We start from the raw sequence: 26,743 nt of genomic DNA, 5'->3' as shown, positions 1-26,743 counted from the left end.
CCACGTCACACCGACACCACCCCAGCACTGGCCGGATGCGCCAACGCTTGCCAAGCGTCATAGGTGGTAAAGAACACTTGGCCGGTGAGCTCGTGGTAGAACGCCGTGTGCGTTAGGCGATCCATCACCGGCCCTTTCACTTCGGCCAAGTGGAGCATGGCACCGGCGTCTTTCAGCCGACCGTTGATCGCCTCCAGGCTCTCCAGGGCCGAAGCATCGATGACATTCACTGCCTGACAGGTGAGCACAATGTGCTTGATCGACGGCGAGCGGGCGGCCAGCGCCATGACGGTATCTTCGAGATAGCGGGCGTTGGCAAAATAGAGGCTTTCATCGATGCGCAGCATGGCGACATGCTCGTCGGTTTCGACCTGATGGCGCTTCACGTTACGAAAATGCTCGGTGCCCGGCACCCGCCCTACCACCGCACTATGGGGCTGGCTGGTGCGGTAAAGGTGTAGCCCCAGCGAGAGCACCACCCCGCTGATAATGCCCACTTCCACGCTGTGCAGAAGGGTCAGCAGCAAAGTAGCGACCATCGCCACCCCGTCGCTACGGGAGTATTGCCAGGTCCGCTTTACCGCAGGCAAATCAATCAATGTCCCCACTGCCACGATAATCGTGGCGGCCAGCGTGGCGGTGGGTAAAAAGGCCAGTAAGTCAGTGAGTAGCAGCGTCGCCAACACAATCCCAAGCGCGGTAAACGCCCCCGCCAGCGGCGTTGCCGCCCCGGCTTCAAAATTGACCACCGAGCGCGAAAAACCGCCCGACACCGGCGAGCCACCGCTAACGCCAGCACCAAGATTCGCCATGCCGAGCGCAATCAGCTCTTGGTTGGGGTCGATACGCTGACGACGCTTGGCGGCCAGGGTCTGCGCCACGGACACCGACTCTACAAACCCTACCAAGCTGATCAGCAGCGCCGCCGGGAGCAGGCCGAGCCACAGCGATTGATCCAGACTCGGCAGCGTCATGGCAGGCAGGCCACTGGGCACAAAGCCCACCACATCGACCCCGCGCTGCTCTAGTTGGAAGCCCCAGGCCAACAGCGTAGTCACTACCACGGCCGAAATAGGTGCGGCTTTGACCATTAACCCTGCCCAACTGGCAGGCATTCCCAGCTCGGTCAGCCAACCATTCAGGCGCTTGCGACACACCCATAGATACGCCCAAACGCCAAGGCCAATCAGCAGCGTAATGACGTTCACCTGCTGCCACTGACCCAATAGCGCACGCAGCAGTTCCACCACGTTATGGCCGGATGCTTCGACCCCCAAAATGTGCTTCAACTGGCTGATCGCGATCAAAATCCCCGAGGCGGTCACAAACCCGGAGATCACCGGGTGGCTGAGAAAGTTGACTAAAAAGCCCAGCCGAAGCACGCCCATGGCGATAAGAATCAGCCCAGAGAGCGCGGCCAGCACCAGCGACGCACCGATATACTCCGGGCTGCCCGGCGCAGCAAAACTGCTCAGCGCCGAGGCCGTCATCAGTGCTGCCACCGCCACCGGCCCTACTGCCAAACTCGCGCTGGTGCCAAAGATGGCGTACAGCACCAGCGGCAGCATGCTGGCATAGAGCCCCATTTCCGGCGGCAACCCTGCCAGCACCGCGTAGGCCAGCGCTTGCGGCACCAGCATCAGCGTGACGATGACTCCGGCAAGCACATCCCGCGTGAGCAAGCCCCGATGATAGGTTCGCAGCCAGCCGATTAGCGGCACCCAGCGCTCAATGATCATGATGCAGTCTCAAAATAGGTATCTGCTGATACGGGGCCTTCGTACTAGGGTTTCACGCGTCTTCGCTTTTTATTGGGCGCTTCGTTCAAGGCCATGGCGCTGATCTTCCAAGTCAACCCCTGCCGCATGAGCCGCCGCAAACAGTTCCGCCAAATCGCACTGCTCGTGCTGACGCTTGGCGTAGGCCCACAGGTGCGTGGCCCGCTTACCTGAGCGGCAAAATGCCAATAGCGGGCGCGGCAGCTGCTGGAGCGCTTCAGCAAAGGCGTGGATGTCAGCTTCGCTGTACTCGCCTGGCTTCACGGGGATATGCACCCAGGCAAGCCCAAGCTGCTCGGCTTTTTCGCGGTAGCGCGCCTCGTCGGGAAAGTCTTCGCTCTCACCTTCGATGCGGTTACACACCACCGCGTGAAAACCACGGGCTTTTACCTCTTCCAGCTCATCCACCGCCAGCGCTGAGGTGATCTCAACGCCGGGCTCCAATGGCTTCGTTTGCATGACCACACCTCCTTGGTTTGGATAACATCAATCCCAGGCCGCACCTTCCAGGGCATCCAGGGGGATTTTTAGATAGCGCTTGCCGTTGGCTTCTGGTTCCGGTAAACGGCCACCACGAGTATTCACCTGCAGCGCGTGCAAAATCAGCTTGGGCATGGGTAGCTCGCTATCCCGCTGGTGGCGCAGGGCGATGTACTCCTCCTTGCTTTTGCCAACCAAGTGCGGGTTGTTGGCTCGCTGCTCATCGACGCTGCTCTGCCACGTTGGCTCACGGCCATCGGGCATATAGTCGTGGCCGGTGAACAGCCGCGTATCGTCCGGCAGCGTGAGAATCTGCTGAATGGAGTCCCATAGAGACTTGGCATCCCCACCGGGAAAATCGGCGCGCGCCGTCCCAAAATCAGGCTGAAACAGGGTGTCATGCACAAAGGCAGCATCACCGATGACGTAGGTGATGGAGGCCAGCGTATGACCTGGCGAGTGCAGCACACGAGCGCTGAGTTCACCAATGGCAAACATATCGCCCTCCATAAACAGCGTGTCCCACTGGCGGCCATCGGTCGGCATCTCCGGCCAGTGATAAATCTCCTTCCACAGGGCCTGCACTTGCGTGACGTACTGGCCAATCGCCGTCGGTGCGCCGGTCTTCTCTTTTAGGTACTGGGCTGCTGAAAAGTGGTCCGCGTGGGGGTGCGTATCCAGAATCCACGCCACCTTTAGCCCCTCTTCCTCGATATATTTCAACAGTGCATCAGCGCAGAAAGTCGCCGTGGCGCCAGACTTTTCGTCGAAATCCAGCACCGGGTCAATAATCGCGCACTGCTGGGTAGCGGGGTCGCTGACGATGTACTGAACGCTGAAGGTGCGCGGATCAAAAAAGCCCGCCACGTCGGGTGACCCCGCACCGGTGCTTTGAGATAGGGCGAAGGTCTTCATGCTTATCTCCTAGATACGTGAGTATGTATGCTTGACGCCTACTCGCCAATTATTGTTATAAAGATAGCTAATTATGGAATATAAGCAATCACCACCACAAAAATGCCGCCTCCCTGGCAACAGGGGGCGGCAATCCATAAGAGCACTAGTGGCGCAATCGATACGGGCTAAAACGCCTTCTCCAACGCAAAGCGCGGCTGGGTGCTCCCCTCTTTCGTCACGCTCTCCGTGAACATCGCTAGCGGGCGCACCCAGAGGCCGTAGTCACCGTAGAGCGCGCGGTAGACCACTAGCGGCTCTTCGCTTTCGCTGTGCTGGGCGGTGCCCACCACTTCGTACAGGCTGCCTTTGTAGTGGCGGTAAATACCGGGAACGGGAGTGGTCATTCGTTTTCCTCTTGAATGGCTTGAGTGGCGGCGGGCTGATTCGCTTTTTTGGCGAGGCGCTCCAGTACTCTGGAGGCGGCCACGAAGCCAAAGGTGCCGGTGAGAAAGGTCGCCGCGCCAAAGCCGGAGGCGCAGTCCAGCCGTGTAACCTCGTTGCTGCCAGGCTTTTGCAGGCACACTTCGCCGTCGGCGCCGGGATAGATCAACTGCTCGTCGGAGTAGACACACTCCACCGAAAAGCGCCGCTTGGGGTTGCGGGAGAAGCCGTAATCCCGGCGCAGCCGCGAGCGCACTTTGGAGAGCAGCGGGTCGTGCTCGGTGCGGGTCAAATCCGCCACTTGAATGCGCGTGGGGTCGGTCTGCCCACCCGCCGCGCCGGTGACGGTAATGGGGATTTTGCGTCGCTTGCACCAGGCGATTAGCGCCGCCTTGGCAATCACGCTATCAATGGCATCCACCACATGGTCGGCATCCTCAGGAATGCGCTCGGCCAGATTGGTGGGGGTAACGAAGGCGGTATCCGCGATGATCTCGATCTCGGGAGCAATCAGGCGGCAGCGCTCGGCCAGCACATCTACTTTGGGCTGGCCAATCGTGCCATCCAGCGCGTGGAGCTGGCGGTTAACGTTGGAGACACACACGTCGTCCAGATCGATCAGCGTGAGTTTGCCGATGCCCGAGCGGGCGAGCGCCTCGACCGTCCAGCTACCCACGCCACCAACCCCGACCACCACCACATGGGCACGGCGAAATGCCTGCGCCGCACGCTGGCCGTAAAGGCGCCGAATACCGCCAAAGCGGAAGTCATAATCGCTAGAGGAAGTTGTGGATTCATTCAATGACATGGGCTGGCTCACAGTGCTTGCAGGGCAGAAGGCGTGGCAATGGGCGGCGTTCGCACGCTATCTATCGGTAAATGCCCCTGCCAGCCAAACTGCTCGAACAGATTTTTCATCGTCTCATCCACGGCGCAGCTGAGCTGAATGCGTTTATCCAGCAGCGGGTGATCAAACGCTAAATAGGTCGCGGCAAGCAGCAGCCGCGCGGCGGCCAGCTGCTCGGCAAAAAAACGGTTGTGGACACTTTTGCCGTGCTTGGCGTCGCCAATGATCGGGTAGCCACGGCGGGATAAGTGGCGGCGAATTTGGTGCCGTCGCCCGGTCAGCGGCCGTGCTTCCACCAGGGAATAGCGCGCCACCGGGTAGCGGTCTACCTGCACCGGCAACTCGACGCTATCCAAGCGGCGAATATCGGTCATCGCGGGCATGGCGGGCATTTCCGCCTTGGGGCGCGTGCCGTCCTCCTGCCGTAACGGGTAATCCAACCGCTCCTGCTCCGGCGCTTTGCCGCGCACCACCGCTAGGTAGCGCTTCTCTACCTGGCGTTCGCTAAACCCTTCGCTCAGCAGGGCAGCCGCCTCGGAGGAGAGGCCAAACACCATCACGCCGGAGGTGGGCCGGTCCAGCCGGTGCACCGGGTAGACCCGTTTACCGAGCTGGTCGCGCAGGCGCTGAAGCAGGAACTCGGTTTCCCCACGCGCCAGCGCTGAGCGGTGCACTAACAGGCCTGACGGCTTATGCACCGCTACAAGATGCTCATCCTGATAAAGGATGTTAAGTGGCTGCATGGAACTCCTTGATACATAGGCAGAGCATTTGGACATGAAACAGAAACGTGAAAAAGGGGCATAAAACAGAGATGTGGAATCGCGGGCTATTGTCGCGACTTGGCGCGCTAATGTCATCCACTGGGTAAATGAGAATGACATTCACAAACCTACCCAAGCTAATCGTTACGTTATAAAATAACTTTTTAAACCCATCAGGAGTTCCTTATGAAGCGCGCCTTCGCTGCGGGGGTTACCCTACTGCTTGCTTTGCCGACCGCCTCTTCGCTTTGGGCGGCTGACCAACGGCTGGATATCGTCGCCCCTTGGGAAATCAAGAGCGCCGACCCGGCCACCTCCGGCTACGTGTTTGGCCGTATGCGCGTAGCGGAAACCTTGGTGGATACCGATGCCGACGGCCAGCTTGCCCCGGGGCTTGCCACTGAGTGGCAGGTTTCTGATGACGGTTTGTTGTGGCGCTTTACCCTTCGCGAAGGCGCGACGTTCCATGACGGCAGTGCAGTCACGGCTGACGCGGTGCTGACAAGCCTGGAAGCCGCGCTGGCCAAGCCCGGCATTCTCGACAGCGCCCCCATTCGCCACATGAGCGCGGATGGTCGTGACGTGGTGATCGCGCTCGATAGCCCATTCTCGCCGCTGCCTGCGCTGCTGGCCCACTCGACGGCGCTGATTCTCGCGGAAGCTGCGTTCGATGCGCAGGGCGATGTCGTCGCGATGATCGGCAGCGGCCCTTACCAAGTCGAGGAGCTAAGCCCGCCCCAACGCCTGACCGTGACGCGGTTTGATAACTACTGGGGCGGCGCGCCCGCCATTGCCAGCGCCAGCTATCTCGCCGTGAGCCGTGGCGAAACCCGCGCGTTAATGGCGGAGAGCGGCGATGCGGATATCGTGTTTACCCTCGACCCCGCCAGCCAAGCGCGGCTCTCCCGCAATGCCCGCTTAACGCTGCATAGCGAACCGCTGCCGCGAACGATCATGCTGAAGCTCAACGCCGGACACGCGTTACTGGACGATGCCCGCGCCCGCCAAGCGCTGAGCATGGCGATTGACCGGCAAGGCATTGCCGCCGGCCTGCTGCGCACGCCAGAGGCTGCCGCGGCTGAACTCTTTCCAGCCAGCCTAGGGCCGTGGCACCTGGGCCTAGAGGCCAGCACTGCCCAAGATGTAGAGGGCGCCAAGGTGCTGCTAGCAGAACTCGGCTGGCAGACGGGCAGCAACGGCATGCTGGAGCGCAATGGCGAGCCTTTCGCGCTAACCCTGCGCACCTACGCCGACCGCCCTGAGCTTCCGCTAGTGGCCACCGCCCTGCAAAGCCAGTGGCAGGAGATTGGCGTGGCGTTGGAAGTCGCTGTGACCAACGCCAGCGAGATTCCCTCTGGCCACCACGACGACAGCCTGGAAGTGGGTCTATCGGGCCGCAACTATGGCTTGGTACCGAACCCGCTGGGCTCGCTGCTAGACGATATTGGCAGCGACCCAGACGCCATGGGCGGCGACTGGGGCACCATGAACTGGCGCGATGAAGACGTTGCTCAGTGGCTCGACACCCTTCGCCAAGCCACCGATAAGCAGACGCTTATGGATCTAGCGCCGCTCTTGGCCGAACGCCTGCATCAAGAAATGCCGCTCATTCCCATCGCCTGGTATCAGCAGACGGCGGCGGTGAACCAGCAGTTGGAGGGCTTCTCTATCGACCCGCTAGAGCGCAGCTACCGCATTGACCAACTGGAGTGGGCAGAGTGATCTCACGCGCAAACCAAGGGCTTAGCCACCTGCTGCTGTCGCGGCTTTTTCAGGCGGGGTTAGTGGCGTGGCTAGTTGGCACGCTGACCTTCGTTCTCACCCGCACCCTACCGGGGGATATGGCCTACCGCATTGCGGCCGGGCGCTATGGTCACGATATGGTCGACGGAGCGGCGGCGGAAGCCGTGCGGGCGGAGCTGGCGCTCGACCAGCCGGGGCTGAGCGCGTATGCAGGCTGGCTGTGGGACTTGCTGCAGCTGGATTTAGGCCGCTCGCTGGTGAGCGGCCGCCCGGTGATCCAGGAGCTTTCCCACCAGCTAGGCCACTCGCTTAGCCTGGCCGTGATCGCGGTACTGCTCTCGCTGCTAATTGGCCCACCACTAGGCCTGGCCGCAGGGCGCAAACCCGGTGGTGCGTTAGATCGCGTGAGTGAAGTGGCCGCCAGCGTGCTGCGCGCCCTGCCCGCTGTTGCCGTGGGGCTGTTACTGATCATGCTGTTTGCGGTCACGCTGGGCTGGCTACCCGCCGCAGGCCATGGCGGTACCGCACACACCGTGCTGCCTGCGCTGACGCTGGCGCTAGGTTTAGCCGCCGTTTCCAGCCGCGTGGCGCGTAACGCTATGGCAGAGGTGTCGCATTCCGCTTACTACGCCTTTTCTCACACCAAAGGCCTCAGCGCACGGCAAAGCTTTTGGCGCCACGGCCTGCGCAACGCCTCGGTACCCGTGGTGGCGTACCTGGGCGTGCAGTTCGTGTATCTCATTGAAGGCGTCGTGGTGGTAGAAACCCTGTTTGCCTGGCCGGGCATCGGCCACGCCCTGGTTCACGCCATCGTGGCCCGAGATGTGCCAATGATTCAGGGCACCGCGCTGGTGATGGGGCTGCTGTTCGTGCTGCTCAATACGGCGGTGGATATGACCTGCTACCTACTCGACCCACGGAGACGCCGCGCATGATGCCTGCTTTCTCATCATCTTCCACGGCGTCGCGTACGGCGTCATCACCCTTGCGCCGTTACTTCACTTCACTCACGGTTCGTCAATGGTGGGGCGCGGGCTTACTCCTGCTGCTACTGGCCTTTGCCTGGCTCGTGCCCTGGTTAAGCGATGCCGACCCTGCCCGTCAGCAGCTCACGCGCATATTGCAGGCACCTTCGCTGGCCGAGCCTTTCGGCACCGACCACCTTGGCCGCAGCATGCTGGCACGCTTGGCGTCAGCCATTCAGCTATCGCTAGGCATGGCGCTACTGAGCGTCGCCACCGCTGCCATTCCTGGCGTTTTGCTGGGTGTCATGGCCGGTTGGCGAGGCGGCTGGTGTGACCGAGTGCTGGGTGGCATCGCGGATGCCTGTCTCGCCCTGCCTGGCCTGCTGCTGGTGCTTCTGCTGGTGGCCATTGCGCCCGGCAATTTCTGGGCGCTCTATGTGGGTATTTCACTGGTGCTGTGGATCGAGTACTTCCGCGTGGTGCGTGCCCGTACCCAGGCGCTGGTGAGTTCGCCACAAATCGAAGCGAGCCGTCTTCTCGGCTTTGGCCCGGTGATGCTGTTCCGCCGCCACTTGTGGCCAGAGCTAGCCCCCCAGGTATTCACCTTAGCAGCCTTTGGCGCCGCCAGCGCCATTCTTGCGATGGCGGCGCTTGGCTTTGTGAGTGTCGGATTGCGCCCACCCACCGCCGAGCTTGGCCTGATGATGATCGAACTGCTGCCCTACTACCACGAAGCCCCCTGGGCCATGGCACAGCCGATTATCGTTCTGTTCGTGGTGGTACTGAGCTTAAACCTCCTGGCTGGGAAGGACCCGCGATGACATCGATGACATTAACCACCACGCTGCTACAGGTGAACGAATTAGCGATCAGCGGGGACGGCGTCACCATTGCCCCGATCAGCTTTACCTTGGAAGCCGGTCAGCGCCTAACGCTACTAGGCGAAACCGGCTCCGGTAAGAGCCTGATCGCCCAAGCCATTATGGGCACCCTGCCTGCTGGACTGAGCGCCCAAGGAGCGCTGGAAATCGCCGGAAAGCGCTTTGCGGCAGCAGAACCCGCTACCCGCCATGCCCTATGGGGGCGAACCCTGGCGCTACTGCCCCAGGAACCCTGGCATGCCCTCGACCCCACCATGCGCGCGCATGCGCAAGTCGCGGAAACGCATCGTTTTGTGGCGGGAAAAACAACGCCAGCCGCCAACGAGGCCGCCAGCGCAGAGTTGAGCCGCTTGGGCTTAGCCCAGGCGCTGAACAAGCTGCCGGGGGAGCTTTCCGGCGGCATGGCCCAGCGGGTGGCGTTTGCTGCCGCCAGCGCGGCGGGCGCGCCCATCGTGATTGCCGATGAGCCTACCAAGGGCCTGGATGCCCCGCGCCGGGATGAAGTGGTCGAACTGCTTGCCCACACGCCCAACCAAGGCGGCGCACTGCTGACGATTACCCACGATATCGAGGTCGCCAGGCGGCTAGGGGGCAACGTCATCATCCTGCGTCAGGGCCAGGTCGTCGAGCGTGGCCCGGCGGACGTGCTGCTCAACCATCCACAAACGGCGTATGCCCAGCGCTTATTAGGGGCGGAGCCCAGCCGCTGGCCAGACCCGCCCTCTTTCACGGGCAGCGCCCAGGCACCCGTCATCAGTGCGGATGCGCTGCGTATGGCGCGTGGCGGGCGCGAGCTGTTTCGCGACCTTTCCGTCAGCGTGCGCCCCGGCGAAATCGTCGGTGTTGTCGGCCCCTCCGGCTGTGGCAAAAGCACGCTGGGCGATATTCTACTCGGCGTGACACGACCCAATGCTGGCCGCGTTGATATCTCCCGCGAGATGCCGAGGCTTGGCCGCCAAAAGCTCTACCAAGACCCGCCCGCCGCTTTTTCACCCCACTGGAGCCTGACCCAACTGCTGGAGGATTTGCAGCGTCGCCACCGTTTCGAGCAGCGCGCGATTGCCCCCTTGATGCAGCGTTTGGGTCTCAACGAGCATCTGTTGAGCCGCCGGCCGGGTGAGATCTCAGGTGGCGAGCTGCAGCGTTTTGCCATTCTGCGCGTACTGCTGCTCAAGCCGCGCTTTCTGTTTGCCGATGAACCCACCTCGCGGCTCGACCCGGTCACTCAGCAGCAGACGCTCAGCCTGCTGGTGGAACTGGCCCGCGAGCAGGCCTGTGCGGTGATGCTAGTTAGCCACGATCCGGCTTTGATCAAGAAAGTGTGCGACCAGACGCTCACGTTGGCGGGTTAAGCGGTGGGCAGCTACCCTGTAATAGCGCCCCTTTTTAGGGCTTCCATGGATAAGGAAAGGAGCAACCAAGATGCGCTATTCACTACCCCTTACCGGTATTGCCGCAAGCATGCTGTTGGCCACGGCGGTTCACGCTAACGAGTCGCTGGATGTCGAGATGCATAAGGTCAGCGCCGACGGTGTGGAGGAGTCCATTGGCACGGTGGCCGTTGAGCATACCGAGCACGGCGTGCTGCTCACTCCCTCACTCACCGGTTTAGAGCCGGGTGTTTACGGCTTTCACGTCCACCAAAATGCTAGCTGCGAACCTGCCGACAACGACAGCGGAGAGATGACCGCTGCGCTGTCGGCCGGTGGCCACTACGACCCAGAAGAGGCGGGCACCCACCAAGGCCCCTACGGTGACGGCCACTTGGGTGACCTGCCCGTGCTCACTGTCAATGACGATGGCGAAGCCAACCTGCCGGTACTGGCTCCGCGCCTTAGCATGGAAGACATGCCGGGCCGCAGCCTCATGATTCACGCCGGGGGCGATACTTACGCGGATGAGCCACACCTCGGTGGCGGCGGTGCTCGCATGGCCTGCGGCGTTGTCTCTTCTTAATGCTCTATTGATGCCGTTTTTGACACCATTACAAACCGGGCAGCCTCAGGGCTGCCCATTTTTTTGCTGACGGATCAGCGACTAACGTCGCGGGCCACTAAAGTCGTAAAGCACTTATCGGCACGTCTCTGTACATTCACCCCGGCTAAATAAGCGCGGCTTGCTGTATGGCTGTCCGCTTGACACCCTCCCTGACCAGTTGAGTGCTTTACATGATTACGTTCATTCTCTCGATAGTGCTATTAGTCGTGGGTTACTTTACCTACGGCAAGTTTGTCGAGCGCGTGTTTGTCGCGGACCGCAAGCGTCAAACACCGGCGTTCAGTATGCGCGACGACATCGACTACGTGCCGATGAATACCACGCGCAACTCGCTTATTCAGCTGCTTAACATTGCCGGCGTGGGGCCGATTTTTGGCCCTATCCTGGGTGCATTATATGGCCCGGTGGCGTTTGTATGGATCGTGATTGGCTGTATTTTTGCAGGCGCGGTGCACGACTACCTGACCGGCATGATCTCCATCCGTAACCACGGCGCCCACCTGCCCCAGTTAGCGGGTAAATTCCTGGGCAAAACAATGAAGCACGTGGTGAATGGCTTTGCGATTTTGCTGCTGCTGTTAGTCGGTACCGTGTTTGTCACTTCACCGGCAGCACTGCTGGCCAACATGACATCGCTTTCGCTCACGCTGATCATCTTGGCGATTTTTGCCTATTACCTGATCGCCACGCTGCTGCCGATCGATAAAGTCATTGGACGTATTTACCCCTACTTCGGCGCGCTGCTACTGTTTAGCGCCGCTGGCATCGGCATTGGCTTGGTCGTGACGGGCGCGCCTATTCCCGAGCTGTCGTTCCAGAACATGCACCCGGATAACGCGCCGATCTTCCCGCTGCTGTTCCTGACCATCTCCTGCGGTGCGCTTTCTGGCTTCCACGCCACCCAAACGCCGATCATCTCGCGCACGACGGAAAACGAAACCAACGGCCGCAAGATTTTCTACGGCATGATGATCGCCGAGGGTGTGATCGCCATGATTTGGGCAGCAGCGGCCATGAGCCTGTTCCAGGGTGAACAGTCGCTTTCCGATGTATTGGCAGCGGGCGGCCCGGCCGCTGTCGTGAGCGAAGTGTCCACCACGATGCTGGGCGCGGTTGGCGGCACGTTAGCCGTGCTGGGCGTCATTGTGCTGCCCATCACCTCGGGTGATACCGCTTTCCGCAGCGCACGGATGATCATTGCCGACTATTTGAAAGTAGAGCAAAAGCCCATCGTCAAGCGTATCTTGATTGCGCTGCCGCTGTTCGTGATGTCCTACGCGCTCACCCATATGGACTTCACGCTGCTATGGCGCTACTTCTCCTGGGCCAACCAAACCACCGCTGTAATCGCGCTCTGGACCGGCACGATGTATCTGGTGCTATCGCGCAAGCCCTACCTGATCACCTCGATTCCGGCGGTGTTTATGACCATGGCAACCTTCACCTACCTCGCCTACGCGCCAATTGGCTTTAACCTGCCGCTACAAACCAGCTACATCGTCGCGGCACTTGGCACGCTGATCTGTATTACGCTGTTTATGAAGCGCGTACGCCGCCTCAGCCGCGCCACCTTTAGCGTGGATGAGCCGGTGCCTGGTGCGCTGGATCAAGACGCTACGCTGGCTACTAGCAATCGGTAAATATCAGGTCAACACTTTGCACTGAAACGCAAAACGGGCAGCCTCTGGAGGCTGCCCGTTTCTATTCGCGCGTTGACGCGTGGCTGGATCGCTGACTTACTCTTCGTCAGTGGCCAGTGCCATGTGCTTTTGCAGGTAGTTCTGGATACCCACCTGATCGATCAGTTTGAGCTGCGTTTCGATATGATCGATGTGGCCCTCTTCGTCGGCCAGCAGATCGCGAAGCAGATCACGCGTCACGTAATCTTTGACGCTTTCACAATAAGTGATGGCTTCGATGTAGTCGTTACGGCCGTCATGCTCGATTTTGAGATCGCACTCGAGCATCTCTTTGACGTTTTCACCGATGTGCAGCTTACCGAGATCTTGAAGGTTCGGGATGCCCTCCAAGAACAGAATGCGTTCGATGAGCTTGTCAGCGTGCTGCATCTCTTCGATGGATTCATCGTACTCCCACTTGGCTAGCACTTTGAGGCCCCAGTCTTTGTACATCTTGGCATGTAAAAAGTACTGGTTGATCGCCACGAGTTCGTTGCCGAGCGCGATATTGAGATGCTGAATTACTTTCGGATCGCCTTTCATGCCGTCACCTTTTTTAGCGTATTGCCCTATAAAGTACTGTTTTGCACCGTACTCTTACGTTAATCAAGGAGTATAGGCCATAAAAGGCTAACTCCCAACGGTGTTGAGAGTATCAGCCATGGAGATAAAAATTCAAGCAAATCAATTATTTGCTAACGATAAGCCTAACAAGAGTGATTCGCGTCATACGGCGTAAGCGAGACTCATATCAGACTCGGCGCGTACGGCCTGAACGGCCTCGCGGATGAGGGATTTGGCGAAGCAGGCGCATTTGCCACACTGGGTGCCGCAGCCAGTGGCTTCGCGGACTTCCCGCCAGCTGCGCGCTCCGTCGCTAACCTGCTGGCGAATCTGATGATCGGTTACTCCCTTGCACACACACACGTACATGGCGACACCTCATAAAAATCATGAGGTGAATGTAAATGATTCGCATACATCTTTTCAAGTAGAAAACGTTGTTCTTTAGTATCGATTCGCCTTAAGGCCATTGAGGCATGGCATAACCCGTTGGTCGGCGGGCTATTTCCGTGGGCACCGCTCCCCCATTATTTTTTCGGCAGCACCACGGTCTCTGTCTTGGAGGCGATGTCGGGCCAGCTTCTGCGCTGCCCATCAAACAGTACCCACCAGTAGCCAATACCGAACGCCGCCAGCGAGAGCCACGCGGTTGCGCAGCGAATCAGGCTCTGCTTCAGCGTGATCGCGTGGCCATCCAGGGTTTGCACCCGCAGCCGCCACGCCTGCATACCCAGCGTCATGCCACCCCGGCGCCAGGAGTACACGAAAAACAGCGTGACGAAAAACAGCAGCATGAGCCGCAAGCTCCAGATATCGAAAGCCGTAGTGCCAATCTCCTCGGCGGGCTGGCCGAGCACGAAGCGGAAAAAGGCCAAATGCGCCACGGTCACGGCGATCCAGATGGCCGTGACCAAAAAGCCATCGTACAGCATAGCTCCCAACCGTCGGCCCAGCCCGGCGGGCCACACGTCATCCAATTGAGTAAAGCGTCGTGTCGTCACTGTTCTTGTCTCCTGGTTTACGTCTTCGCGGCGCTTAGCCATTTCGCCGTAAGAAGTAGATCCCTACCGCGGCACAGGCAAGGGTCGGCACCAGCACCGCCCAAACGGGGGAAAAGCCAAAGATGGTGGACGCCGGGGCGAGCAAATCCTGTACGTACTTGAACACCAGCCCGGTGACCACGCCATAAAAGACCCGCGTGCCTGCCGCCACTGACCGCAGCGGACCAAACACGAACGAAGCGGCAATCAGTACCAGCGACCCCATGGTGAGCGGCATCAACACCTTCTGCCAAAAATAGAGGAGCGGTTGGTCTGCCTGCAGGTTCTGGCTTTGGAGGAAGTTGGCGTACGCCCACAGCTCGCTAGGCGCTTGGCTTTCAATATCCCGCAGCAAACGCTCCAGCTGGGTCGGTGTGAGCGCCGTTTCCCAAGCCGCACTGGGCTGGTACGTCGACTCGGTGCGATTATCAAAAATGCGCGTGGTGGTCACCCCTTCGAGCAGCCATGCACCCTCTTTCCAGTGGGCACGATTGGCATGGGTGGCTTCGACTAAGCGGCGTTCGTCGAAGCGGTAGCGGGTTAAATCCAGCACTACGTTATCTGCCCGAATGGCACCGAAGCGGTAGACGCTATCGCCTTCGAACTGCCAGCCGCTGCGGGTGGTGAGCATGGCACCCTCGCCTTGGCGCTGCTCTAAGCGCCAGGCTTCGGCGTACTGCTCGGTCCGTGGGCTGACGAACTCTGCCACCAGTAGCACCACAACGACGACCAGCAGCACGGGCTTCATCACGCCCCAGACAATGCGCGCCAGCGATCGGCCAGCAGCACGCATCACCGTCAATTCGTTGCTAGAGGCCATGCTGCCCAGGCCAATCAGCGCGCCAATCAGCACCGCGACCGGCGCGTACTGATAAAAGCGCCAGGGGAGTCGCATCCCCAAGTAGAGCAGCACGTCTAGCGCGCTGTAGTCGCCCTGGGTATCCCCTAAATCTCCGATATAGGCAATGGTGATATCCAGCCCCAGCAGCACGAACTGCACCACCACGATGGCGGCCAGCACGTTACGGGCGATATAGCGATCCATTTGATCCATTGCGATCAGCATCAGCGCATTCCCTTACGTTGCGAGTGCCATAACAGCAGTAAGCCAAGCCCCAAGAACAGCGCATGCACCGGCCACACGCCCAACGCCACCGCGAGCGAACCACTCCCGATGGCATCGACGGCGGCTAGCAGCAAACTCAAATAGGCAACGTAGAGAAACACGGCGGGTAGCAGTTTGGCGAAGCGTCCTTGGCGAGGGTTTACCCGTGAAAGCGGCTGGGCCAATAGTGCCAAGATGAAGACCATGAGCGGCAATCCTGCCCGCCACTGGAACTGCGCCTGGGCGCGCGGGTCGGGGTTTTGCCACAGCTCAGCGGTGGTGGCGTATTCGAGGGAGTCCAGCTCTTGACGATCCCGACTCAGCCCTAGCCGCAGCGTGTAGCGCTCGAAGGTCAAACGCTCGGCATCTTGGCGACCGGGGGTGACACCGTAGCGCTCGCCATCTTCAAGAACGAGAAAGCGACTGCCGGTGTCGACGTTCGTTTCCTGATAACCCGTACCCGCCCGTGTGATGTAGCTATGGGTCTTCTCAGCGCCGGCCATGGGCTGCTCGTGCACCAGGACTTCCTGCATTTCCGTGCCGTCACTGCTGAAGTCAGTGATGTAGGCCGTCCGCCCACCGCCGAAGTCTTGGAAACGTCCAGGGGCGAGCACCGACACGTCCAAACGGCTGCGTTGCTCCTCCAGCGTCGCCTCGGTTTGCAGCGCCCCGGCCGGAGTCAACCATACACTACATACCCCCACCAGCACCGCGACCACCGTGGCGGGCAGCAGCGTGACGCGAAAGAGCCGCGTTGGGCTCATGCCACAAGCCACCATCACGGTGATTTCACTGTTCATATAGAGCTGCCCATACGCCAGCAGAATGCCGAGGAAAAACGACAGCGGCAGAATCAGCTCCATGAAGCCCGGCAGATGAAACAGCATCAGGCTGCCCAAAATCGTGACCGGGAAGTCCCCCTCGGCAGCATCCGAGAAGTAGCGGATGAAGCGGCTACCCATGATGACCAGCAGCAGAATGCCTGCCACGGCAGACATCGTCAGTAACACTTCGCGAGTTAAGTACCGAAATAGAATCAACGCACTCTCCGACTAGTGGTGCAGGTGACCATGCAATGCGTCCATGGCTTGGGTACACTAATCAAACTGGTAGCAAACACTAAATAACGGGGCATTATCCCGAATCACTCGTTGCTTGTCTTGTTGGAGACGTCATGGAATTTTCCGTTCAGACCGCGAACCCCGCCAAAGCCGAAACGGCTTGCCTCGTTCTCCCTGTCTATAAAGGTAGCGACTTACTGCCCGCCGTGGCCAAATTAGACGACGCCAGCGAGCGCTTGATCGGCCAGCTGCTGGAGCGCGGCGACTTCGACGCGGCGTTGGGCAACACGCAGCTAGTGCCTTTCGCACCGGGCTTGGGAGCCGACCGCATTCTGCTGGTGGGGTTGGGTGAGCGCGACAAATGCCAGGAAGCGGCCTTTATCAGGGCACTCGATGCCGCCATGGCCGCCCTGGTCAAACTGCCCGTGGACGAAGCCAGCGCCACCTTTACTGACGTACCGCTCGACGATCGCGACGCCGTCTGGAAAGCACGCAAGACCCTAGAAGCCGCCGAACGCGCGATTTACCGATTCGATCACTTCAAGTCATCGCCGGCCAAAGCGCCTAGCTTGGCCAAACTGACGCTGATCGTCAGCGATGCCGGCGATGCGCCGCTCGCCAAACAAGGCGCCGCGCTCGGCACCGCCATTGGTCAGGGCATTAATTTTACACGCACGCTCGGCAACCTGCCGGGCAACGTATGCACGCCGCGCTACTTAGCCGAGCAGGCAGAAGCATTGGGGCGCGATTCCCAAGGCGCGCTCGACGTTGAGATTCTAGACGAAGAGGCACTCGAGGCCCTGGGCGCTCATTCACTGCTGTCAGTGGGCCGTGGCAGCGTCGAGCCAACACGCCTCATCGTGATGAAATACCAGGGTGCAGACAACCCCGACGAGGCGCCCCATGTCCTGGTCGGCAAAGGTATCACCTTCGATACGGGCGGTATCTCGCTGAAGCCCGGCGAAGGCATGGATGAAATGAAGTTCGATATGGGCGGTGCGGCCAGCGTCTTCGGTACCGTCAAAGCCGTGCTGGCCATCAAACCCAAGCTCAACGCCGTGTTTATCGTTGCCGCCGCCGAGAACATGCCTGATGGTGCCGCCACCAAGCCGGGCGACATTATCAAAACGCTCAAAGGCCTGACGGTGGAAGTGCTCAACACCGATGCCGAAGGCCGTTTGGTGCTATGCGACGCGCTCACCTACGCCGAGCGCTTCACGCCTGCCAGCGTGGTCGATATCGCCACGTTGACGGGCGCGGCCATTATTGCCCTTGGTCACCACGCCACCGGCCTGCTCTCCAACGACGATGACCTAGCGCTTGATCTGCTGGATGCCGGTGAAACCGCCTGGGACCGCGCGTGGCACCTGCCGCTATGGGATGAGTACCAGGAGCAGCTGGACTCCAACTTCGCCGACTTGGCCAACATCGGTGGGCGTCCGGCAGGTACGATTACCGCTGCCTGCTTCCTATCACGCTTTGCCGACCACTTCCCCTGGGCGCACCTGGATATTGCCGGCACCGCTTGGCATTCGGGCAAACAAAAAGGCGCCACCGGCCGCCCGGTGGGTCTGTTGACCCAGTACCTGCTCGACCGTGAAGCCGACGCCCAAGTCGAAAATGGCGACACCTAACCTCACAAACCGGCCACCAATGGTTGCCTTTCGTTAACGCAACCGTTAAACCTGAACGTATGTGCGTGTGCCAGCGCGTCCAGGCACACGCCAACCATACGATACGCTTAATAGATGCCCTTCGGGGCTTGGCTCTAGCGGAGAGAACACGCCGTGCCCACAGCTTCAGATGCTCAACTTGAATCGCGTTTTGAAATTTTGCCGTCCAATCAGCCGATGGCCGATGAGATCCGCGATAACATCCTGCAAAACCCAGGGTTTGGTAAACACTTCACCGACCATATGGCCCACGTGCGCTGGACCGTCGATGCCGACTGGCACGGCCACCAAGTACGCCCCTACGGCCCGCTCACCCTCGACCCTGCCGCCTCCGTGCTGCACTACGGCCAGGAAATTTTCGAAGGCATCAAGGCATACCGCCATGCCGATGGCTCTATCTGGACCTTCCGCCCAGAGAAAAACGCCGAGCGTTTTCGCCGCAGCGCCCGCCGCCTAGCGCTGCCCGAGCTTTCCGATGACGACTTCATCGGCTCGCTGAAAGCACTGCTGGCCCAAGACCACGCCTGGGTACCTACCCCAGCCAGCGACGCCGACGAGTGCAGCCTCTACCTTCGCCCGTTTATGATCGCCTCAGAAGCCTTCCTTGGTGTGCGCCCGGCTCACGAAGTGGACTACTACGTGATTGCCTCTCCGGCGGCGGCCTACTTCAAAGGCGGTATCGAGCCGGTCTCTATCTGGCTCTCCTCACACTACAAGCGCGCGGCCCCTGGCGGCACCGGTTTTGCCAAGTGCGGTGGCAACTACGCCGCCTCGCTGGCCGCCCAAAAAGAAGCCGCCGCCAACGGTTGCAGCCAGGTCGCCTTCCTGGACGCTGCTGAAAACAAGTGGATCGAAGAGCTAGGCGGCATGAACCTGTTCTTCGTTTATAAAGATGGCCGCATCGTCACACCGCGCCTGACCGACACCATCTTGGAAGGCGTGACCCGCAACTCTGTCCTCACTCTGGCCAAAGACGCGGGCCTCACCCCCGAAGAGCGCGCGATCAGCATCGACGAGTGGCGCGAAGGTGCCGCCTCCGGCGAGATTACCGAGGTGTTCGCCTGCGGTACGGCTGCCGTGATTACCCCGGTGGGCGAACTGGTCACGGAAAACGAGCGTATTCGCCTGCAGGGCGATGGCAATAACGAAGTGGCCAAGCGCATTCGCAAGACACTGCTCGACCTTCAGTATGGCCGCAGCGACGATAAATACGGCTGGCTGACCCGCTTGGTATGACCCTCTAGCGTTACCCAACACCTGGCCGCCACTCACCGTGGCGGCCAGGCTGCCAAGCGCGTTGACCCCGCTGGAGCCACCGATGGCACGCATCGATTTTTATATTCTGCCCGATACCACCCTAGAAGCGCGTTTACAGTTTGCCTGCAAGCTCGCCGAGACGATCCACCGTAAAGGGTACCGACTGCACCTGCACTGCGAAGACAAAGCGCTGGCCGAACAGGCCGACGAAGCGCTGTGGCAGTTCCGCGATGATGCTTACCTGCCTCATGCACTGGAAGATAGCGAGCTGGCCGACACTGTGCCCATCACACTAGGTTGGCAGCAGCTACCGGTGCCCACTGAAGAGACGGCGCTGCTGAACCTGCACCCCGATATTCCCGATGGTATTGAGCACTTCGCCCGGATTGCCGAGATCATCAACCAACACCAACACGTGCTGGTCGCTAAACGCGCCTGCTGGCAGCGCTACAAGGCGCTTGGGCATGAGGTCGTGCCGCATAAGCTGGGGTAGCGCTCTGCACGTTAAACGTCCCAAGCCCCATAACAACAACTCAATGGATGAGATTGCCGATGCTTTCCCATACCTTGTTAGCCCGCACGCCGCTAGCGGTTATCGTGATTGCCCAGCTGTTTGGCACCTCGCTCTGGTTTAGCGTTAACGGTGTCGGCTTAGCGCTGCAGGAAGCCGTAGGCCTTAGCGAAAGCGACCTCGGGCTGCTCACCATCGCCGTGCAGGCGGGGTTTATTACCGGCACCCTGCTGATTGCGACCACTGGCTTGGCCGACCGCGTGCGCGCCAGCCACCTGTTTGCGATGTCTGCTGTACTGGGCGCGCTGATTAACGCGGCCTTTATTAACGTCGCAGATAGCGTCACCTTGGCGGCAATGGCACGTTTCTTAGTCGGGCTTTGTCTGGCGGGCATTTATCCGCTGGGCATGAAGCTGGTGGTGAGCTGGACACCTACCCACGCAGGCTCGGCGCTTGGCTGGTTGGTCGGCATGCTCACCCTCGGCATTGCCTCGCCGCACCTGCTGCGCGGGCTCACCCTGCATCTTCCCTGGCAGTGGCCACTGCTGTTGGCCTCTGCCCTTGCTCTTCTGGCAGCGCTGATGATTTTCCAACTAGGCGTGGGGCCACATCTGCCTGCTAAGGCCAACGGCGGGCGACCTTGGGCGGGGCTTGCCGCATTCAAAGAGAAGAACTTCCGCGCCGCCGCGCTGGGCTACTTCGGCCACTGCTGGGAACTTTACGCCCTCTGGGCGCTGGTGCCTTTTTTGGTCGCCAGAGAGCTGGAACGCTTAGGCGCGGCCCCGGGCCTGCAGCCGTGGCTAAGCTTTGCGGTCATCGCCTTGGGGCTTCCCGGCTGCGTATGGGCAGGCTGGTGGAGCCGACGTATCGGTAGCGGGCGGGTCGCGTTTATCGCACTAGCGGTATCTGGCACCCTGTGCCTTATTTATCCACTGCTAGGCGGCCTCTCCCCCTGGCTGCTGCTGGCGCTGCTTGCCCTATGGGGCGTGAGCGTGATTGCCGACTCTGCTCAGTTCTCTGCCCTGGCGTCTGACAGCGCACCGTCCGAGCGGCTGGGCGCGGCGCTGGCCATGATGAATGCGATTGGCTTTGGCCTCACGATTCCCTCCATCGCGCTGGTGACGGCGCTATGGGCAAGCCAAGGGCCTTGGGTGATTGGGTGGCTGCTGCCTGGGCCCATCATTGGCCTCATCACGATGCGTAGGCTGATCACCCGCTGACGGTAGGGGCGACGTTTGGTAAGGTGCCCTCACCATTACCTCTCCACGCCCGATCAAAGAAGGTTGTCGCCATGAACCACGCTGCCCAGTGGGTGCCGCTCAGCCAAGAGCACCACGGCGGTTTAATGTGGCAGCGTTTTACTGCCTACCACTTCGCGCAAACCACTACCCAGGTCGCACTGGCAGACGCTGAGCTTCGCCATGTGGCGGCGAATGTTCCAATCGCGCTAACGGAAACCGCCGAAGGTTGGCAGGCCGTTGCGCTGCTGGGGCTGGAAGATGGCCAGAACCTTCTGGTAGACGACCAGGGGCGCTGGCGGGCAGCCTATGTGCCTGCCGCGCTGCGCGGCCACCCGTTTGGACTACATTCTGACTATCCTGGCAGGCTGTGTATTGACCAGCACTCGCCCTATGTCGTTGAACGCCTGGATGCCGAGCCTTTTTTCAACCAGCACGGCGAGCTTGCCCGCTTTCCTGCCCAGGTACTGGCATTTCTACAGCAGCGTGAGCAAGGCTGCCAGCGGCTCTCGAAGCGTATTACCGCGTTGGCCAAGGCGGCACTGCTGACGCCCTGGCAGCTCCACGGTTATCAAGGCAGCACACCGCTGTATCAAATCGACGAGCGCGCTTGGCAGGCACTTTCTGCCAAACAAGTAGGGCTTTTCTGGCAATTGGGTGCCGTCCCTTTGGTGTACGCTCTGCTGCAATCGCAACAGCAGCTTGGCCGTTTGCAGCTCTATCAGCAACGCAAGGCGACGACAGAACCGTCCGTGCCGCCCTCAGATCCCCTTGCCCAATGGCAAGAAGCGCTGAGCAGCGAAGCCGAATATGACTGGCCGAGCGCTACCTAAACGCGCTAAGTACCGATGCTCTTCAGGAACGATAATGAATGTGAACGTAACTAGGTCGCTCATACTCGGCCTACTGCTGGTCAGCCCTCCACTGATTGCTCAACCCGTGCTGGAGGAGCCGCTGGCCGAGATGGCCCCCTTGCCTGCTTCCTCTCTGGATGGCCCGGCTTTTTCGCCTGAGCTTAAAGAACTCCTTGATCGCTTTCGCTGGCAAGCCAGTGAGGCGACGGGCAGCTCTGTGGCACTGGTTGCGTTACGTGAAAAAATTCAGCAAGCCATCGAGCAGCAGCCCGGCATTCTGGCTCAGCGCTCTCGGGAGCGGGAATCCGTGCTGCGCATTGATGAAGTGCGCGCCGTGCGCCGCCCGCAGGTGAACGCAGGCCTTGAGTACCGCAACGACCTCCAGCGTACTGAATCACTGCCCGACCGCGGCTCCCGCGTCGATGCCGTGGTCACGCTGAGCCAGCTACTGCTGGATTTCGGCGCGAGTAGCGAACGCGTACGCGCCGCCGACCTCAGCGCAGAAGCGGCGTTTTGGCAGTCCCAGTCTAGCGTTGAAGAAGAAGTCCTCTACGCGGTGAACGCTTACCTAGACGTGGCTCGTCTGACCGCCCAGCGCCAATTGGCCGAGCATAACCTTGAGCAGCACCAGCGTATTTTTGAAGACGTGAGCCTACGCCGTGAAGCAGGCGCAGGCTCACGCGCCGACGTTCTGCGCGCGCAAAGCCGCTTGAGCGATGCCGAATCACGCTTGGTCACACTGGAAGGCGAGCTGGCCCGGGCGATTAACGTGTATCAGGAAGCGTTTTTCACCACGCCGGATGTGCTGGCGCTGCCCCAGGGTGCCGCGCTATTAAGCGATGCCAATGCAGACCGCCTGCTGGACAGAGCGCTGGCGCAAAACGCCGCGCTGCGCAGCCAGACGCTCACCAGTGAAGCCAGCGACGCCGAGGCCCAGGCCACCCGGAATGCCCGCCTGCCCAGCCTAAGCGTGGCGGTAGAGGGCCGCCAGTTCGATGTGAACGATTTCAACGAATCCGACAACGACGTCGCGCTGCTCTTTAACGTGGACTACACCCCCTACAGCGGCGGTGCTACCTCCTCGCGGGTTGCCCAGGCGGTCGAGCGCCAGCAGCAGAGCCAGTACGAGCAGCAGGCGCTGCGCCGCGAGCTAGAGCGCGAAGTACGTTCTGCCTACACCGATACCCGCACCCGACGCGCGGAGCTGGAAGCGCAAACCGCCACGCTCGCCGCCGAAGAGGAAGCCCTGCTGGCCTACCGCGACCAGTTTGCCGTTGGCCGCAGTAGCATCAACGACTTGCTCGACGCTCAGCGCGACCTATTTCAAACCGCGCTGGAGCTGATTAACCGCCGAGTGCGCTGGGAACAGGCCGCTTTCCAGCAGCTCGCGGTCACTGGTGAACTGCTGGATGTGATGGAGATTCACCTTGAACGCCGCTAACCCCCATCAGGACGACCTAGAGCAGTGCTTGACCTTCGTGGCCGCCCACCTAACGCTGCCCGTTTCTGAAGCTGCCGTGCGTGCTCACCGGGTAGGCAACGAATCACCGCTGACCCCGGACGGCTTCATTGATGCCGCCGAACGCCACGGCATGGTCGCCGCACTGGGCGAGCATACCCTCGCCACCCTGGGTAACTCGCTACTGCCTGCGGTGGCGCTGCTGAAAAATGGCCGCGCGGTGGTCCTTATCGAGCGTATCGATGAGGAGCGCTTCGCGCTGTTTGATCCGGCCTTGGGCAAGCAGCCGGTGGAAACCAACGTAAGCGCCCTGGAAGAGGCGTATATTGGCCACCTCATTGCCGTACGCGCCCGCTACCGCCCGGTCAGCCTGCATAGCGAACCAGCGATTCAAGGTGGCCACTGGTTCTGGAGCGCGCTCTCCTCGAATCGCTGGGTGTATACCCAAGTGATCATTGCCGCCGCGCTCACCAACTTTTTAGGTCTGGCCACGTCGCTGTTCATCATGGTGGTGTACGACCGCGTACTGCCTAACGAAGCGGTGGAGTCGTTGGTGGCACTCACCATCGGTGTGAGTATCGCCTTGCTGTTCGATTTTGCGGTAAAAACCCTGCGCCAGCTGTTTATCGAGCGGGCTGGCCAGGAAGCAGATTTGCGCATGGGACGGCGTATTTTTGATCACGTGCTCAACCTGCAAATGAGCGCGAAGCGTGGCTCCACCGGCGGCTTTGCCAATACCCTCCGAGAGTTTGAGACACTGCGCGACTTCTTCGCCTCGGCGTCGCTGGTTGCCATTGTCGACCTGCCGTTTATCCTGCTGTTTATTGGCGTGATTTATCTGATCGGTGGGCCGCTGGCCATCATCCCCATGATCGCCGTTCCCCTTGTATTGCTGATTGGCATTGCCGTTCAGCCGTTTCTCAAACGCCTTTCTGGTCAAGCCTTTGAAGAGAGCCGTTCCAAGCAGGGCGTGTTGATCGAGGCCGTTGCTGGCTTGGAGACCATCAAGGCCAGCGGCGCGGCACCGATGATTCGTAAACGCTGGGAAGAGAGCGTTCACCAGCAGTCGAATGTAGGGCGTAAAGGGCGCGCGATTCAGCAGTTCGCCCTCAACGCCACTGCCTTTGCCCAGCAGGCCGCCCAGGTCAGCATCGTGGTGTACGGGGTCTTTTTGGTGGGCGATGGCACGATCTCCATGGGGGCCATGATTGCCTGCGTCATTCTCACCGGGCGCGCGCTGGCGCCGCTGGCACAGCTGGCGCAAACCATGACCCGTATCAACCAAGCGCGTACCTCCTACCGCGCGCTCGACCAGTTGATGAACATGCCCTCCGAGCGCCCGGCAGGCCGCCACTACCTCAGCCGCCCCACGCTGGAAGGCAAGCTGCGCCTGCAGGACGTGAGCTTTCGCTACCCCGAGCAAACCACCGCAGCGCTGGCGAATATCAACCTGACCATCGAGCCCGGCGAGAAAGTCGCCCTGCTTGGCCGCGTCGGCTCCGGCAAGAGTACGCTGGCGCGCCTGCTGCTAGGCATTTACCCACCGGAACAGGGCGCTGTCCTGGTCGATGATACCGACCTTCGCCAAATCGACCCTGCGGATTTACGTCACAACATTGGCAGCGTTCTGCAAGAAGCCTGGCTCTTCTCCGGCACCGTGCGGCAAAACATTGCCATTGGTGCCCACCACCCCACCGATGAGCAGATTCTCAACGCCGCCAAGCTTGCCGGAGCACATGACTTCATTGCCCGCCACCCCAAAGGCTACGACATGCCGATTGGCGAGCGCGGCGAGGGACTCTCCGGCGGGCAACGGCAGTTGATCTGCCTTGCCCGCGCACTGCTGGGCGCACCGCCCATTCTGCTGATGGATGAGCCCACCAGCGCCATGGATATCCAAACCGAAAAAGAGGTGATTGCGCGCCTGAAAGCCGCGAGCCCAACGCAAACGCTGGTGGTGGTTACCCACCGCACTAGCCTGCTGGAGCTGGTGGACCGCGTGGTGATTCTCGACCAGGGCCAGATCGTCGCCGACGGCCCCAAAGCCCAGGTCATGCGCCCTGTGGAAGCCGCTCCCCACCGCTCGCGTGAAGGAACTGCCCAGTGAACCGTTCTACTTCTCAACTGGATTTTGAGCACTTCGTACGTCACGGACGTGCCAAGCGCCCCATCGGCAGTAGCCTGTTACTGCTCACGATCATCGCGTTTCTGCTGATTGGCTTTATTTGGGCCTATCTCACGGAAGTCGATGAAGTCACCCGCGGCCAGGGCAAAGTGGTGCCTTCGCGCAGCCTGCAAGTGGTCGAAAGCTTGGAAGGCGGCGTGGTCACGGAGATCAACGTGCGCCGGGGCGATACGGTGGCCCAAGGCGATACGCTCATGGTGCTCAGCGGTGGCACGCTTAGAGGTGATTACGAAGAGAGCCTCCAGCGTTTGCGTTCGTTACAACTGCGTATCCAGCGTTTAGAGGCCGAAATCAGCCAAACGCCGCTGGCGCTGGATGAGGCCCTGAGCCAAGCAGCCCCCAGCGTGGCCGCCAGCGAAACGCGGCTCTTTCATGGCCGCCAATTAGAACTGAATGCGGAGCTACAGGTGCTAGAGCAGCAGGGCTACCAGCGACGCCAAGAGACAGCGGAGCTGGAAGCCGCCCTTAGCACGGCCCGCTCAGGCGTTCAGTTGGCCGAACAGGAGCTAGCGATCATCCAACCGCTGGCCCAGCGCGGCATCGAACCGGAAACCTCGCTGCTGCGGGTGCGCCAATCGCTCAATGAGCTGCGGGGTGAAGTGGCCCGTCAGCAGAGCGCAGTGGCGCGCGCCGAGGCGTCGATTGCGGAAATCGAAGATCGCAAGGTGGCGGCACGCAACGCCTTCGAGGCCGATGCGTTAGCCCAGCTGGCCGAAGCGACCTCCCAAGTCGCTGAGCTGCAAAAAACCCTGCCGGGGCGTGCGGACCAAGTCGCCCGCACCACGATTCGCTCGCCGGTAGACGGCGTGGTCAATCAGGTACACATCAGTACGGTGGGCGGCGTGGCTGGCTCTGGCGAGCCGCTGGTGGAAGTGGTGCCTGCCGATGATGCCCTGGTAGTAGAAGCGCATATTCGCCCGTCCGATATCGCCTTTCTCTACCCCGGCCAGCCGGTCAAAGTAAAACTGACCGCCTACGACTTTGCCCGTTACGGAGGCTTGGACGGCGAGCTGGTGACCATCGCCGCCGACGCGGTAGAAATGCCGGAAAGCGGCGAGCTGATGTATCCCGTGGAAGTGCGTACCGACGGCTATCTTTACGACGCCGATAACCAGCCTTTGGATATCATGCCGGGGATGGTGGCAGAGATCGACATTCTCAGCGGCAAACGCAGCGTGCTGGACTACCTGATGGAGCCCGTGGTGAAAGTCCGCGACCGCGCACTGCGCGACTGAACGCTATACCGAGCGCCCCTGAAAGCAAGATGCAACGCCCCTGACGAGCGCGGGGCGTTCGCGCTATACTTGCCCCCATTTTTTGCAA

At 60.7% G+C, this 26,743-nt stretch carries 25 protein-coding genes; 14 read left to right on the top strand and 11 right to left on the bottom strand.

The features are described from left to right. Positions 1 to 5: 5 nt before the first annotated feature. The 6 genes from QIT27_RS11270 to QIT27_RS11245 form a co-directional block, all read right to left on the bottom strand. Complete coding sequence (locus tag QIT27_RS11270) at positions 6 to 1,739, bottom strand: SulP family inorganic anion transporter (protein WP_285263849.1); 1,734 nt, start codon at positions 1,737 to 1,739, stop codon at positions 6 to 8. A gap of 69 nt (positions 1,740 to 1,808) precedes the next feature. After that, on the bottom strand, positions 1,809 to 2,237 hold the full coding sequence (locus tag QIT27_RS11265) for a protein tyrosine phosphatase family protein (protein WP_285263848.1): 429 nt from the start codon (positions 2,235 to 2,237) through the stop codon (positions 1,809 to 1,811). 27 nt (positions 2,238 to 2,264) lie between these two features. Next, entirely contained in the window at positions 2,265 to 3,173 is a 909-nt protein-coding gene (locus QIT27_RS11260) for an MBL fold metallo-hydrolase (protein WP_285263847.1), read from the bottom strand. 167 nt (positions 3,174 to 3,340) lie between these two features. Continuing rightward, entirely contained in the window at positions 3,341 to 3,559 is a 219-nt protein-coding gene (locus tag QIT27_RS11255) for a DUF1653 domain-containing protein (protein WP_089675157.1), read from the bottom strand. Continuing rightward, on the bottom strand, positions 3,556 to 4,404 hold the full coding sequence (gene tcdA / locus QIT27_RS11250) for a tRNA cyclic N6-threonylcarbamoyladenosine(37) synthase TcdA (protein WP_285263846.1): 849 nt from the start codon (positions 4,402 to 4,404) through the stop codon (positions 3,556 to 3,558). The genes QIT27_RS11255 and tcdA overlap by 4 nt, the downstream gene beginning before the upstream one ends. Positions 4,405 to 4,412: 8 nt before the next feature. Beyond that, complete coding sequence (locus QIT27_RS11245) at positions 4,413 to 5,186, bottom strand: pseudouridine synthase (protein WP_285263845.1); 774 nt, start codon at positions 5,184 to 5,186, stop codon at positions 4,413 to 4,415. Between the two features lie 207 nt (positions 5,187 to 5,393). Between QIT27_RS11245 and QIT27_RS11240 the strand changes: the two genes are divergently transcribed. The 6 genes from QIT27_RS11240 (at position 5,394) to QIT27_RS11215 (ending at position 12,434) form a co-directional block, all read left to right on the top strand. After that, positions 5,394 to 6,929 (top strand): ABC transporter substrate-binding protein, encoded by a 1,536-nt coding sequence (locus QIT27_RS11240; protein ID WP_285263844.1) that lies wholly within the window; start codon positions 5,394 to 5,396, stop codon positions 6,927 to 6,929. After that, on the top strand, positions 6,926 to 7,885 hold the full coding sequence (locus tag QIT27_RS11235) for an ABC transporter permease (RefSeq protein ID WP_350338772.1): 960 nt from the start codon (positions 6,926 to 6,928) through the stop codon (positions 7,883 to 7,885). Before QIT27_RS11240 ends, QIT27_RS11235 begins: the two co-directional genes overlap by 4 nt. Further along, a complete protein-coding gene (locus tag QIT27_RS11230; RefSeq protein ID WP_285263843.1) occupies positions 7,882 to 8,736 on the top strand; it encodes an ABC transporter permease in 855 nt (284 codons plus the stop codon). Before QIT27_RS11235 ends, QIT27_RS11230 begins: the two co-directional genes overlap by 4 nt. Further along, positions 8,733 to 10,148 carry an ABC transporter ATP-binding protein gene (locus tag QIT27_RS11225; protein ID WP_285263842.1) on the top strand — a complete coding sequence of 472 codons (1,416 nt, stop codon included), beginning with the start codon at positions 8,733 to 8,735 and terminating at the stop codon, positions 10,146 to 10,148. Before QIT27_RS11230 ends, QIT27_RS11225 begins: the two co-directional genes overlap by 4 nt. Positions 10,149 to 10,218: 70 nt before the next feature. Continuing rightward, complete coding sequence (gene sodC / locus QIT27_RS11220) at positions 10,219 to 10,752, top strand: superoxide dismutase family protein (protein WP_159341112.1); 534 nt, start codon at positions 10,219 to 10,221, stop codon at positions 10,750 to 10,752. A gap of 212 nt (positions 10,753 to 10,964) precedes the next feature. After that, positions 10,965 to 12,434, top strand: a complete 1,470-nt coding sequence (locus QIT27_RS11215; protein ID WP_285263841.1) for a carbon starvation CstA family protein — start codon at positions 10,965 to 10,967, stop codon at positions 12,432 to 12,434. Between the two features lie 96 nt (positions 12,435 to 12,530). Here QIT27_RS11215 and bfr read toward each other — a convergent pair whose 3' ends face one another. The 5 genes from bfr to lptF form a co-directional block, all read right to left on the bottom strand. After that, entirely contained in the window at positions 12,531 to 13,016 is a 486-nt protein-coding gene (bfr, locus tag QIT27_RS11210; RefSeq protein WP_159341108.1) for a bacterioferritin, read from the bottom strand. Between the two features lie 183 nt (positions 13,017 to 13,199). Beyond that, a complete protein-coding gene (locus tag QIT27_RS11205; RefSeq protein ID WP_285263840.1) occupies positions 13,200 to 13,406 on the bottom strand; it encodes a bacterioferritin-associated ferredoxin in 207 nt (68 codons plus the stop codon). Between the two features lie 158 nt (positions 13,407 to 13,564). Next, entirely contained in the window at positions 13,565 to 14,038 is a 474-nt protein-coding gene (locus QIT27_RS11200; protein WP_254436445.1) for an RDD family protein, read from the bottom strand. A gap of 34 nt (positions 14,039 to 14,072) precedes the next feature. Further along, entirely contained in the window at positions 14,073 to 15,143 is a 1,071-nt protein-coding gene (lptG, locus tag QIT27_RS11195; RefSeq protein WP_502875203.1) for an LPS export ABC transporter permease LptG, read from the bottom strand. Beyond that, positions 15,143 to 16,222 carry an LPS export ABC transporter permease LptF gene (gene lptF, locus QIT27_RS11190; RefSeq protein WP_159341102.1) on the bottom strand — a complete coding sequence of 360 codons (1,080 nt, stop codon included), beginning with the start codon at positions 16,220 to 16,222 and terminating at the stop codon, positions 15,143 to 15,145. Before lptF ends, lptG begins: the two co-directional genes overlap by 1 nt. 134 nt (positions 16,223 to 16,356) lie before the next feature. Here lptF and QIT27_RS11185 point away from each other — a divergent pair, with 134 nt between their 5' ends. The 8 genes from QIT27_RS11185 to QIT27_RS11150 all read left to right on the top strand — a co-directional run bounded on the left by QIT27_RS11185 (position 16,357) and on the right by QIT27_RS11150 (position 26,655). After that, the gene (locus QIT27_RS11185; RefSeq protein WP_285263839.1) at positions 16,357 to 17,877 is read left to right on the top strand and encodes a leucyl aminopeptidase; all 1,521 of its coding nucleotides are present in this window, start codon (positions 16,357 to 16,359) and stop codon (positions 17,875 to 17,877) included. 153 nt (positions 17,878 to 18,030) lie between these two features. Continuing rightward, on the top strand, positions 18,031 to 19,152 hold the full coding sequence (locus QIT27_RS11180) for a branched-chain amino acid aminotransferase (RefSeq protein ID WP_285263838.1): 1,122 nt from the start codon (positions 18,031 to 18,033) through the stop codon (positions 19,150 to 19,152). Between the two features lie 82 nt (positions 19,153 to 19,234). Next, positions 19,235 to 19,666, top strand: coding sequence for a DNA polymerase III subunit chi (locus QIT27_RS11175; RefSeq protein WP_253019076.1), 432 nt, complete (start codon positions 19,235 to 19,237; stop codon positions 19,664 to 19,666). Positions 19,667 to 19,725: 59 nt separating this feature from the next. Continuing rightward, entirely contained in the window at positions 19,726 to 20,904 is a 1,179-nt protein-coding gene (locus tag QIT27_RS11170) for an MFS transporter (RefSeq protein ID WP_285263837.1), read from the top strand. A 71-nt stretch (positions 20,905 to 20,975) separates the two neighbouring features. Beyond that, on the top strand, positions 20,976 to 21,755 hold the full coding sequence (locus QIT27_RS11165) for a SapC family protein (RefSeq protein ID WP_285263836.1): 780 nt from the start codon (positions 20,976 to 20,978) through the stop codon (positions 21,753 to 21,755). Between the two features lie 34 nt (positions 21,756 to 21,789). Continuing rightward, a complete protein-coding gene (locus QIT27_RS11160; RefSeq protein WP_285263835.1) occupies positions 21,790 to 23,217 on the top strand; it encodes a TolC family protein in 1,428 nt (475 codons plus the stop codon). Next, entirely contained in the window at positions 23,204 to 25,342 is a 2,139-nt protein-coding gene (locus QIT27_RS11155) for a type I secretion system permease/ATPase (RefSeq protein WP_285263834.1), read from the top strand. The genes QIT27_RS11160 and QIT27_RS11155 overlap by 14 nt, the downstream gene beginning before the upstream one ends. Beyond that, the gene (locus QIT27_RS11150; RefSeq protein ID WP_285263833.1) at positions 25,339 to 26,655 is read left to right on the top strand and encodes an HlyD family type I secretion periplasmic adaptor subunit; all 1,317 of its coding nucleotides are present in this window, start codon (positions 25,339 to 25,341) and stop codon (positions 26,653 to 26,655) included. Before QIT27_RS11155 ends, QIT27_RS11150 begins: the two co-directional genes overlap by 4 nt. Positions 26,656 to 26,743 lie beyond the last annotated feature (88 nt).

Origin of the sequence: Halomonas sp. LC1, from assembly GCF_030247125.1 — a bacterium.
In the GTDB taxonomy this organism is placed as follows: Bacteria; Pseudomonadota; Gammaproteobacteria; order Pseudomonadales; family Halomonadaceae; genus Vreelandella.
The sequence above is the reverse complement of the archived record's forward strand: the minus strand, read 5'-3'. Positions and strand labels throughout refer to the sequence as shown.